The organism is Halomonas sp. SpR1 (assembly GCF_031010175.1).
In the GTDB taxonomy this organism is placed as follows: domain Bacteria; phylum Pseudomonadota; class Gammaproteobacteria; order Pseudomonadales; family Halomonadaceae; genus Vreelandella.
Window position 1 is genome coordinate 162,212 of record NZ_JAUAMB010000004.1, and the last position, 11,980, is coordinate 174,191.

At 56.7% G+C, this 11,980-nt stretch carries 10 protein-coding genes; 9 read left to right on the plus strand and 1 reads right to left on the minus strand.

The window, feature by feature from the left end:
- Nucleotides 1-29 precede the first annotated feature (29 nt).
- Both QT231_RS05015 and QT231_RS05020 read left to right on the plus strand, forming a co-directional pair.
- Entirely contained in the window at nt 30-1,400 is a 1,371-nt protein-coding gene (locus QT231_RS05015) for an MFS transporter (RefSeq protein ID WP_308335822.1), read from the plus strand.
- Nucleotide 1,401: 1 nt separating this feature from the next.
- Nucleotides 1,402-2,337: a glycoside hydrolase family 43 protein gene (locus QT231_RS05020; protein WP_308335823.1), complete on the plus strand. Its 936-nt coding sequence runs from the start codon at nt 1,402-1,404 to the stop codon at nt 2,335-2,337.
- 88 nt (nt 2,338-2,425) lie between these two features.
- Here QT231_RS05020 and QT231_RS05025 read toward each other — a convergent pair whose 3' ends face one another.
- Complete coding sequence (locus QT231_RS05025; RefSeq protein WP_308335824.1) at nt 2,426-3,652, minus strand: ROK family transcriptional regulator; 1,227 nt, start codon at nt 3,650-3,652, stop codon at nt 2,426-2,428.
- Between the two features lie 211 nt (nt 3,653-3,863).
- Between QT231_RS05025 and QT231_RS05030 the strand changes: the two genes are divergently transcribed.
- From QT231_RS05030 to QT231_RS05060, 7 genes are all read left to right on the plus strand, one after another.
- Nucleotides 3,864-5,375: a sugar ABC transporter ATP-binding protein gene (locus QT231_RS05030; protein ID WP_308335825.1), complete on the plus strand. Its 1,512-nt coding sequence runs from the start codon at nt 3,864-3,866 to the stop codon at nt 5,373-5,375.
- Nucleotides 5,368-6,393 carry an ABC transporter permease gene (locus QT231_RS05035; protein WP_240488238.1) on the plus strand — a complete coding sequence of 342 codons (1,026 nt, stop codon included), beginning with the start codon at nt 5,368-5,370 and terminating at the stop codon, nt 6,391-6,393. Before QT231_RS05030 ends, QT231_RS05035 begins: the two co-directional genes overlap by 8 nt.
- Before the next feature lie 105 nt (nt 6,394-6,498).
- Nucleotides 6,499-7,464, plus strand: a complete 966-nt coding sequence (locus tag QT231_RS05040) for an ABC transporter substrate-binding protein (protein ID WP_308335826.1) — start codon at nt 6,499-6,501, stop codon at nt 7,462-7,464.
- Between the two features lie 89 nt (nt 7,465-7,553).
- A complete protein-coding gene (locus QT231_RS05045) occupies nt 7,554-8,606 on the plus strand; it encodes a sugar phosphate isomerase/epimerase (RefSeq protein ID WP_308335827.1) in 1,053 nt (350 codons plus the stop codon).
- A gap of 46 nt (nt 8,607-8,652) precedes the next feature.
- A complete protein-coding gene (locus QT231_RS05050) occupies nt 8,653-9,816 on the plus strand; it encodes a Gfo/Idh/MocA family oxidoreductase (RefSeq protein WP_308335828.1) in 1,164 nt (387 codons plus the stop codon).
- Nucleotides 9,817-9,857: 41 nt separating this feature from the next.
- Complete coding sequence (locus tag QT231_RS05055; protein WP_308335829.1) at nt 9,858-10,628, plus strand: SDR family oxidoreductase; 771 nt, start codon at nt 9,858-9,860, stop codon at nt 10,626-10,628.
- A gap of 35 nt (nt 10,629-10,663) precedes the next feature.
- Nucleotides 10,664-11,953: an extracellular solute-binding protein gene (locus QT231_RS05060; protein ID WP_308335830.1), complete on the plus strand. Its 1,290-nt coding sequence runs from the start codon at nt 10,664-10,666 to the stop codon at nt 11,951-11,953.
- Nucleotides 11,954-11,980 lie beyond the last annotated feature (27 nt).

Below are 11,980 nucleotides of genomic sequence, written 5' to 3' on the forward strand. Positions count from 1 at the left end.
TGTTATCGTCGAGATAAGTGGTGCCTACAATGCAAAAAAATAAGCTCACCTATTTAGAAAAGGTTGGTTTTGGCAGTGGAGATATGGCAATTAACGTTGTCATCTCTTCGATGTTTTTAATTATTTCTTATTTCTATACCGATATTTATGGTCTTAAACCGAGCCACATGGGCATTTTATTTCTTGTGGCTCGGTTAATTGATGCGGTAACTGACCCTTTAATGGGGATTGTGACCGACAAATATCGTACTCGCTGGGGGCGCTATCGCCCCTATTTCCTGATTTTTTCTATTCCCTTTGGGGTATCGGTGCTGTTGCTATTTACCACGCCCGATTGGGATTATAACGCCAAACTGGTGTGGGCTTACTCAACCTACATTTTTGTAACGTTAATGTTCACCGCCGTGACGATCCCTTATATATCGTTAATTGGCGTGCTGACACCGGATCCAAAAGAGCGCCTTTCTGCTAATGGCTACCGCTTGTTTTTCGCCAAAATAGCAGCTTTTTTAGTGACCATTATTGTTCCCAAAATGGCAGAGCAGTGGGGCGGTGGCGATTTAGCGGTGGGGTATCAAGCGGCTATGGGCTTAATGGGGGTGCTAGCCACGCTACTATTTTTATTCTGCTTTTTCACTACAGAAGAGCGTGTAGAACATGTCATCGACAAAAAGTCATTAGGCGAGCAAATTCGCACAGTATGGAAAAATGATCAGTGGGTTGTTCTGTGCGCCGTGTGTTTTACCGGAACTCTGGGGTATGTCGTTCGAAGCTCTGTGGCGGCCTATTATGCCAAGTACTATTTGGGCGCAGACGCCACCATGCTGTCGGCGTTTCTAACCGTAGGGGTAAGCGCCGCCATTCTTGCTATGGTGGCATCTACCTGGATCACCAAACGCTACTGCAAGATCCAGCTATTCCGCTGGAGCCAGGTCGCGGTGGGGGTTCTGAGTGTTGCCATGTTCCTGATCGTTAAACCCGGCGATGTGGTTCTTGCCTTTATTTTCTATTTCCTCATATCGTTTGTGGTAGACCTCCACGCCCCGGTTTTCTGGTCGGCTATCGCAGAGTCGGTGGACTACGGCGAGGCCAAGTCAGGCAAGCGAGTTTCAGGATTGGCGTTTGGCGGGATTTCATTCTTTCAGAAAGCAGGAATGGGGGCAGCCGGCTTCCTGGTGGGTATGTTATTGACCTATTTCAATTACCAGCCGGATGTCGAGCAGAGTGCTTTTACCTTGACGGGTATTGCTTTAATGCTGACCGTTATTCCCGGTTTGTTTCACACATTAATGGGAGCTTTCATGTTCAAGTATCGGATTACCAGCGAGTACTACGAAAATATGCTGCGTAATGGCATGGAGTTACCCGAGTTGCCTTCAACTAAAGCCTGGGAGCGTTAATATGCAGCCATCAAATATGTTAATCGAGCAGCGTGCTGACCCGTTTATCTATAAGCATGACGATGGATTTTACTACTTTACTGCTTCCGTGCCTGACTATGATCGTCTTGAGTTACGCCGCTCGAAAACTATTCAGGGATTAACCGATGCCGAGGCTGTAGCGGTATGGCATAAACCCGATACAGGGCCTCTTAGCGAACTCATTTGGGCGCCTGAAATACACTTTAATCAAGGTGCGTGGTACCTCTACTTCGCCGCAGCGCCAACCCGTGAAACAAAAGATGCGCTTTTCCAACACCGCATGTACGCGATCAGCACCTCGGCGTCGAACCCGCTAGAAGCGGAATGGAGTGATCCAGTACAGATCAAAACCGATATCGATAGCTTCTGCCTGGACGCGACCACTTTTGAGCATCGCAATACACTCTATTACGTCTGGGCCCAGAAAGACCCTGCTATCCCCGGTAATACCAACCTGTATATCGCTGCAATGAAGGATCCCTTGCATATAGCCACTCCGCCCGTGCGGCTGAGTATCCCCGAGTATGACTGGGAAGTGCGTGGCTTCATGGTCAACGAGGGACCAGCGGTTATCGTCCGCCACGGCCGTGTCTGGCTTAGCTATTCGGCCAGCGCCACGGATGAAAACTACTGCATGGGGCTACTGCATGCTGATGAAGGGGCGGATCTGCTCAACCCTTCAAGCTGGACAAAAAGTCCTGATCCCGTCATGCAAAGCGACTACGATAAAGGCATCTACGGGCCCGGGCATAACAGCTTTACGGTAGCTGAGGATGGTGAAACTGATCTGTTAATTTACCACGCTCGGCTTTCTCGCGTCATCGAAGGTGACCCGCTTTGGAATCCTAACCGCCACACCTTTGTGACACCTATTACGTGGGGGACTGACGGCTTTCCTGTATTTGGTGAACCTTGAGTGGCAACCTCATCTACCTTATTTCTTCGGGGAGAAATAAGGTGAGTCTGAAACAGGGTTGTATATAAACACTAACCTAACAACCCGCTTAGGCCTCTCTAGTAGTTTGGCTATTTAACAGCGTCTCGCCATCGGTGGCATTCAGCGCCATGGCGATACCGCCCATGCAGGTCATGTCGCGATCCCAGGCACAGCTTTCGATGCGGGTGGTGCCCTTCAGTTCAGCCACCAAAGCTTCATCAAGGGTGCTGTACATGGCACCCTGTATGGCGTCAAAGCCGCGCACGCCGGAGCCGGTAATCAGCACCAGGTCGGGGTTGAACAGTGCCAGCACATTAGCGATACCGACGCCCAAGGCGCGACCCGCCTCGGCGTAGATTCCCTGAGCTACCGGGTCGCCTTGTAACGCCAGCTGGGTTAGCGCTTGCATCTGCTGCTCGGAGGGGTGTGCGCTGTCGCCGGAGGGGAGCTCTAGATGGTCGGCGGCGGCGCGATAGAGTGCGTAGTCGCTGGCGTAGGCTTCGATACAACCCCGCCGCCCGCAGGCGCAAAGGGCGCCATCGGGCTGATATTTGCTATGCCCAAACTCGGCCGCGGAGCCGTTGGCGCCGAGATAAGGCACGCCGTTAATCAACACCGACATGCCGATGCCGTAGCCCAACATAATGACCACCAGGTTGGGGCAGTCAGCGTAGGCGGGCTGTGCTGCGAGCACGCTGGCAATACAGTTGGCATCGTTCTCGAGCAGCACGCTGCAGTGAAATCGTTCCGCTAATCGCGCCGATATCGGTGCGTTACGAAAGCTCAACGCGGGAGACCAGATAATCGTACCGCTTTGCGACGACACCACGCCCTGCACCGCCAAACAGATCCCTGCCAGGCGTTGAAAGCCCTTTAGCAGCAGCGCGCAGACAGCGCTGATCTTGTCTTCCAGCAGCGTTTCCAGGTCGTCGGCACTCAACGACAAGGTGGGCACCGCGTGGTGCTCGCTGTGGCGTACCTGCCCCGAAAAATCGCCCACCACCAGTTGGATCTCATTGATCGACAGCTTGATGCACACCACACAGGCGGCGTTGGGGTCGAGTTCAATCAAGGTTTTTGGTCGACCACGCCCGCTAGGACGGGGGGCTTCGGGTGGGCGTTCAGTGATCAACCCCTGCTGGAGTAACTCGGCGCTGATCGAGGTGACGGTGGCAGAGCTAATGCCATTGAGTGCCCCCAGGTCGATGCGTGCCACCGGTCCTTGGTCACGCAGAGTGCGGATTACCGCCAGGGTGTTGTCGAGGCGGCTGGTATCAGTCGACGGAAGGGCCATAGGGTCGCCGTTATAGTTCGTGTTGAAAAAGGCTGTCATGCCAATTGTCTAGCGCACACATCCTGGGGCGTTAGCGCGATTGTCAAAATACGACCTAAGTTGCATATGCAAGTATTTATTTTAGCGCCTAAAGTAAATCAAGCATCATGCTAACGCAATCGATGCTGATAAGCCCCCAACACAATAACAACAGACATTATCAGGTGGCCCCATGCTGTTATCAGCGCGCAAGCTGTGCCGCTCGTTTGGCGAAAACCAAGTGCTATTCGACGTTGATCTCGACCTGCAGGCGGGGGAAGTACACGCTCTGCTGGGTGAGAACGGCGCCGGTAAATCGACCCTGGTTAAAATCCTTGCTGGGTATCTTCGTCCTACCTCGGGCGAGGTGTTACTCGACGGTAAGCAACAGCGCTACCGCTCCAGCGGCGAGGCAGAGGCCGACGGTGTGGTCATGATCCACCAGGAGCTGGCGTTGGCAGAACAACTGAGTGCGGAAGAGAACATCTTCTTGGGCCGCGAACTGCGCCGTGGGCCGTTTTTGGATCGTCGTGCCATGCGGGAACAAAGCCGGGCGGCGCTGGAGGAGCTTGAAACCCACGTTGACCCCCGCGCAAGAGTGAAGGACTTAAGCACCTCTGATCAGCAGATGGTGGAAATTGCCAAGGCGATTACCCGCGATGTGCGCGTGCTGATTATGGATGAGCCCACCGCCACCCTGACCGAAAACGAAGTAAAGGTACTGTTCGAGCTGATTGCCCGCCTGCGTCAGCGGGGCGTGGCGATTCTGTATATCTCCCACAAGCTGCGCGAAATTGAGCAGATCGCCGACCGCGTGACGGTACTGCGCGACGGCCACTTGGTAGACAGCGGCCCAATGGCCGGGCGCAGCAAAGAGGAGCTGGCACGGCTGATGGTGGGCCGGGAAATTCACGAGATGTACCCGCCGCGTACGCATTTGGCGGCCAATGCGCCGGTGGTGCTGGAAGCGCGGGACATGGTGGTGCCTGGCGCGGTCAAGCAGGCCAGCTTTACCCTGCGCCGGGGCGAAGTATTGGGGTTTGGCGGCATCGTGGGCGCCGGTCGCACTGCGCTGATCGAAGCAGTGCTGGGTCTGCGGGGTAAAAGTGCAGGTCAAGTGCTACGCAACGGCCAGCCGGTGGTGTTGAAAAATTTGCGCGATGCGGTGCACCAGCGGATTGCCTACTTAACGGAAGACCGTAAAGGCAAAGGTCTGGTGCTCAATATGGATCTGCGCTCCAACGTTACCCTGCTCAATTTACGCGCTCACTGTCACCCGCTGATTGACCGCCGCCGCGAAGAGCAAGCCTACCAGCAGGCCATTCAGCGTTTTGATATCCGCCTGCGTACGGCGGCACGCACTGCCGCCGAGCTCTCCGGCGGCAACCAGCAGAAGCTGCTGCTCGCTAAGGTAATGTCCATCGACCCTGAAGTCGTGATTATCAACGAGCCGACCCGGGGTATCGATGTGGGTACCAAGCACCAGATCTATCACTTTATCCATGAATTAACCGAAACGGGCTGCTCGGTCATCTTGATCTCTTCAGAGATGGGCGAGCTGATTGGGCTTTCCCACCGGGTAGCGGTGATGTGCGCAGGCGTACTCACTGGGGTGCTTGAAGGCGAGCAGATTAATGAGCACGAAATCATGCAGTACGCATCTGGCATTAAGGGAGTAGGGGTCGATGAGCAGCGTTATGGCTAATAACAAAACGACTAATAAAGCAGCTACCACAACCACCCAGCAAAAGGGTTTCTCCATAGACCTCAAAACCTGGGGGCCTTTCATCGCACTGCTGGTTCTGGCGCTACTGGGGGTGCTGATCAACCCGGCCTTTTTGGGGCTGGATAACCTCTCGAATATGCTCACCCGCAGCGCCTTTATCGGCATTATCGCCATCGGCGCTACCTTTGTGATTACCGCCGGTGGGTTGGATCTTTCGGTAGGGGCGATGGCGGCCTTTATCGCCGGGGTGATGATCATTCTGATGAACAGTCTTGTCGAGCAATTTGGCGCGGGGCTGACCACCGTGCTGTTCGGCGTGGGCGCCTCACTGCTGCTCGGGCTGTGCGCTGGCTTTATCAACGGCATGGTCACCACCAAAGGCAAAATCGAAGCCTTTATCGTCACCCTGGGCACCATGGGGATTTACCGCTCTCTGGTCACTTATCTGGCCGATGGCGGCACCCTAACGCTGGATTGGGCGGTGCGCGATATCTATCGGCCGGTCTATTACGGCAGCTTTCTGGGCATCACCATTCCGGTCTGGGTGTTTCTGGCGGTCGCCGTTATTGGCTACATCCTGCTTAACTACACCCGCTTCGGACGCTACTGCTTTGCCATCGGATCCAATGAAAAAGTCGCCGAATACAGCGCCATTCACGTCGACCGCATCAAGACCATGACCTACATGCTGCAAGGCGTGTGCGTGGCTTTGGCAACGATTATCTATGTGCCCCGGCTGGGCTCTGCATCAGGGGCTACCGGGGTGCTCTGGGAGTTGGAGGCAATTGCCGCGGTGATCATCGGCGGCACCATGCTAAAGGGTGGCCATGGGCGCATCTGGGGCACGGTGGTGGGCGCCATCATGCTCACCATGATCGGCAATATTCTCAATTTGACCGATGCCATTTCTAATTATCTCAACGGAACGGTGCAGGGGATCATCATCATTGTGGCGGTCTACTTGCAGCGCGCCTCATGGAGGAAAACAGCGCCATAGGGGTAAAGGAGGCCAGAACGGAAGACAAGAACGGAAGAAAGGGTAGTAATCAACCCATACAAGCGACGGCAACATAACAAATACAAACACGAAAGGAGCATTAACATGCCAACCATCAAAACAGCAGTGGCGACTTTTGCCGCCACGGCAGCACTCACGACAGCAGTAGGGTTTTCAAGCGCCGCTGTTGCTCAGGAGTTCACTATCGGGGTTTCGATCCCTGCGGCCACCCATGGCTGGACGGGTGGGGTTAACTACCACGCCGAGGAGGCCAAAAAACGTCTTGAAGCGCTCTATCCCGATATCGAAATCACCATCTCCACCGCGGGTACAGCCGGTGAGCAGGCCAATGATCTGGAAGACCTGGTATCGCTGCGCAATATCGATGCGTTGGTGGTGCTGCCGTTTGAGTCTGGCCCGCTGACCGATCCGGTGCGGCGCGTTAAAGACGCCGGTGTGTTTGTGACGGTGGTGGATCGTGGTCTGACGGAAGAGGGTATCCAGGATCTCTATGTAGCGGGCAACAACTATGAGTTAGGCCGCGTTTCCGGCGAGTACATTCGTGAACAGCTCGACGACGAAGGCGATATTGTCGTGCTACGCGGTATTCCGACTGTAATCGACGACGAGCGCGTGCAGGGGTTTGAAGAGGCCATCGAAGGCTCCAACGTTAATATTCTCGATATGCAGCACGCCAACTGGAATCGCGACGATGGCTTTGAGGTCATGCAGGACTATTTATCGCGCTTCGACAAGATCGATGCCGTGTGGGCACAGGATGACGATATCGCTCTAGGGGTCATCGAGGCGGTGCGCCAAGCGGATCGCGAAGATGAGCTGTTTATCGTTGGCGGTGCGGGTATGAAGGACATCATCAAACGGGTCATGGACGGTGACGAGCTGGTGCCGGTAGACGTGTTGTATCCGCCCGCCATGATCGCCACTGCCATGGATCTGACCGTGCAGCACTTTGTCTCCAATGGCCCGGTGCTGGGCGAGTACATTCTGGGCTCGCCGCTGATCACCCAAGAGAACGCCGAGCAGTACTACTTCCCCGACTCGCCGTTCTGATCGCAAATACGGGTCGATAGGCGCGGGTACAAGCACCACCCCCACCCGTGCCTATACACACTTAATCAAAACAATAGTGAGAGAGTCCTATGAACACAATCAAAGGGCCAGCGCTCTTTCTCGCCCAGTTCGCCGGTGATGAAGCCCCTTTTAATAGCCTCGATAGTATCGCCGCCTGGGCGTCGTGGTTAGGGTATAAAGGTGTGCAGATTCCCAGTTGGGATGCGCGCATGATCGATCTAAAGCGCGCCGCCGAGAGCACCACGTATTGCGATGAGATTAAAGGCACCCTGGCAAAACACGGCTTGGCGCTTACCGAACTCTCCACCCATCTGCAGGGCCAGTTAGTCGCGGTGCATCCGGTTTACGACGAGATGTTCGATGGCTTCGCGGTTCCTGAGGTGCGCGGTAACCCCAAGGCACGCCAGGAGTGGGCGGTGGATCAGCTCAAGCTGGCGGCCAAGGCGTCGCGAAACCTGGGCCTTACCGATCACGGCACCTTTTCCGGGTCGCTGGCGTGGCCGTTTATCTACCCCTGGCCCCAGCGCCCGGCGGGCTTGATCGACACCGCGTTTGACGAACTGGCCAAACGCTGGCGGCCGATTCTGGACGCCTTTGACGAAGCGGGGGTAAATCTCTGCTACGAGATTCATCCCGGCGAAGACCTCCACGACGGCATCACCTTCGAGATGTTTCTTGAGCGGGTTGGCCACCACCCCCGCTGCCACATTCTTTACGACCCCAGCCACCTGATTCTGCAGCAGCTCGACTACCGCGGTTTTCTGGACGTCTATCGCGAGCATATTCAGATGTTCCACGTTAAAGACGCCGAGTTTAATCCCAGCCCCAAGCAGGGCGTTTACTCGGGCTATCAGTCGTGGACCGAGCGCGCCGGACGCTTCCGCTCGCTTGGCGATGGCCAAATCGACTTTAAGTCGATCTTCTCGTGGATGGCGGCCAACGACTACCACGGCTGGGCGGTACTGGAGTGGGAGTGCTGCCTGAAACACCCGGAAGTCGGCGCCCGTGAAGGTGCGACCTTTATCCGCGACCACATTATTGAAGTCACCGAGCGGGCATTTGACGACTTTGCCGACGGTGGCTCTGACGTGGCAGCCAATCGACGCATCCTGGGCCTTTAACGATTTAAGACGCAACTAATTTCACGCAAGGGGAGGGCAATACGCTATGAGCACTCAACACGACACCCCGCGTCGGCTCCGCCTGGGCATGGTGGGCGGCGGCCAGGGCGCGTTTATCGGCGGGGTACACCGCATCGCCGCCCGGCTGGATGACCATTTTGAGCTGGTGGCCGGGGCCTTTGCTTCTGACCCCGAGCGCAGCCGAGCCGCCGCGGCGGAACTACACGTCGATGATGACCGCGCCTACCCCGATTACCAAACCATGGCTGAAGCGGAGCGCAAGCGGTCGGATGCCATCGATGTGGTCGCCATTGTGACCCCCAATCATGTCCATTTCGACGTAGCGCGCACCTTTCTTGAAGCGGGCTTTCACGTGATCTGCGATAAGCCGATGACGATCACCCTGGAAGAGGCGCAAACCCTTTCCGAACTGGTGGAGCGCACGGGACTGTTTTTCGGCTTAACCCACAACTACTCCGGCTATTCGCTGATCCGTCAGGCGCGAGAAATGGTGGCCAACGGCGAGCTTGGAGAACTGCGCGTGGTGCAGGTGGAGTATCCACAGGACTGGCTCTCCACCCGGCTGGAAGAGAGCGGTGTGAAGCAGGCCGAGTGGCGCACCGACCCCAAACGCAGCGGCCCGGCGGGCTGTTTGGGCGATATCGGCACCCACGCTTACCACCTGGCGCGCTATGTGACCGGGTTGGAGCTCGAATCACTCGCCGCCGATATGCACACCTTTGTGGACGGCCGTGTGCTGGATGACAACGTGCATATGCTGCTGCGCTTCAAAGGCGGTGCACGGGGCATGCTGTGGTCGAGCCAAGTTGCACCGGGTAACGAAAACGGCCTGCAGCTACGTGTTTACGGCAGCCAGGGTGGTCTCTCTTGGCGCCAGGAATCCCCCAACCAATTGGTGCATTCGCCGCTGGGCGAGCCGCCGCGGATTTTAACCCGCAATGGACCGGGCCTAGGTGAAGCTGCGATGGCAGCAGCGCGCATTCCTGCGGGACATCCGGAAGGCTATCTCGAAGCCTTTGCCCAGCTCTACCGCGATTTCGCGGTGCAAATCTGCGCCCATCAAAACGCTGGAAACGTTGATGCGCTGGCCGCGCCCACGCCGGGGGTGGCTGACGGCGTTGACGGCCTGAGGTTTATCACCCGCGCGCTGGCTTCATCCGCTGCCGGTGGGCAGTGGGTGGATGTCTAGAGCACTGTTCAAACACGCAAAAGAGAGAGGTGGGAAACCCTATGAATCAGCATTCAGCGCGCTATGTAAGCCTTGAGCAGCGTGTGGTCTTTATTACCGGCGGTGGCAGCGGCATTGGTGCCGCGCTTACCCGTGCCTTTCATCATCAGGGCGCGCGGGTGGTGTTTGTCGATATCAACGACGCCGCCAGCGAGGCGCTGGTCGCTGAATTGAGCGCCGAAACCGGCAAGGCGCCGCTGTATCACCACTGCGATATTCGCGATGTGGCCAGCCTGCAGCGGGTTATCGCCGAGACCGGCCAAAACGTCGGGCCTATTCATACGCTGGTCAACAACGCCGCCAGCGACGACCGACACGACTGGCGGGAGGTGGATGTGGCCTATTGGGACGAACGTATGTCGCTCAACCTGCGGCCGATGTTTTTTGCCGCCCAGGCGGCGGCTGAACAGATGATCGAGGCAGGCGGGGGATCGATTATCAATTTTGGCTCTGTCAGCGTGCAGATGGCGCTGGGTGGGTTACCCGCTTATGTCACCGCCAAAGCGGCGGCCCACGGCCTGACCCGCAGCCTGGCCCGGGAGCTGGGTGAGTACAACATCCGCGTAAATACCCTGGTACCCGGTTCGGTGATGACCGAACGCCAGCTCGAAAAATGGATTAGTCCCGAGGACGAAGTCGCCATTCAACAACGCCAGTGCCTAAAAATACGCTTGGAAGCCCAGCATATCGCCCCCGCCGTGCTGTTTTTAGCCAGTTCTGAAAGCCAGGCCATCACCGGCCAGGAGTTGGCGGTGGATGCCGGATGGGCCTGAGTCCGCTTACTTTTAAATAATATTAGGAGAATATCATGCAGGTAGCTAACAACTACAACGCGCCCTGTTCACGCCCGCGTCATTTAGCACTCGCCGTTGCAGTTGCTGCTGCCTTGGGTTCAGTCGCCGCCGCGGCTGACACCACGGTGACAGTGTTAAGGGTTGAGAGCAGTAGCGCTGAAAAGCGCTACTACGATGAAGTAGTCGCCGCATTTGAGGCGCAAAACCCCGAGATTAATGTCGAGTTTGAATACCTTGCCAACGAGGCTTACAAAACGCGCCTGCCCACCATGCTGCAGTCCAGCCAGCGCCCGGATATCTATTACACCTGGGGCGGCGAAGGGCTGCGCGATCAGGTGGATGCGGGCTTTGTGCGCGACTTGACCGAGCCGATGCGCGATGGCTGGCAGGATATCTACCCCGCGTCAGCGGTGCGCGCCTTCACCCTGGATGATCGGGTCTATGGCGCGCCGCTCTACGCCACAGTTGTGGGTATCTGGGCGAACACCGCGCTGACTGAGCAAGCGGGGGTCGATGCAGAAGCGATCAAGACCTGGGAGGATTTTGAAAGCGCCGTGGTGGCGCTGCGGGAAGAGGGCATAACCCCGCTGGTAGTCGGTGGTCAGGATGGCTGGCCGCTGCACTTTTATTGGGGCTCTTTAGTCACCCGCCTAGCCGGTGGTGAGGGCATCGAAGCGGCCAAAAGCGGTGACAACGGTGGCTTTAACGGCGAGCCCTTTGTACGCGCTGGCGAGATGCTGCAGTCGCTGGTTGAGCTTGACCCTTTCCAGCCAGGCTTTATGGCTACTTCCTACGAGCGCGCCAGCGGCATGTTTGGCGATGGGGAAGCTGCCTTTCACGTGATGGGTGACTGGGACTACCTCCCTTCCAAACAGCGCTCGGTGAGCGGTGACGGTGTTCCGGATGACGACTTGCGGTTTATTCCTTTTCCCGAAGTCGCTGGTGGTGAGGGCAACGCGCAAAGTTTTGGCGGCATGAACGGTTTTGCAGTCACCCGTGACGCGCCCGATGAAGCGGTAGAGTTCCTGCGCTTTCTACTCAATGCGGAGAATCAGCGTAAAGCGGCGGCGACGGGAATCTTTGTGCCAGTCGCCGAGGGCTCCGCCGAAGCGCTTGAAACCCCTTATGCCCGCCGGGTTGCAGAAATTCTTGATGAGTCTGAGTTCCATCAGGTGTTTCTGGATCAAGCGCTGGGCACTTCCGTTGGCGCGACGATTAACGATATCAGCGGTGACTTGGCGCAAGGCGTTATTACTCCAGAAGAGGCCGCCGAGCGGGTCGAAGAAACCTGGCAATTTAGATGATCCGTACTTAGGCGAGCACGAACGAGG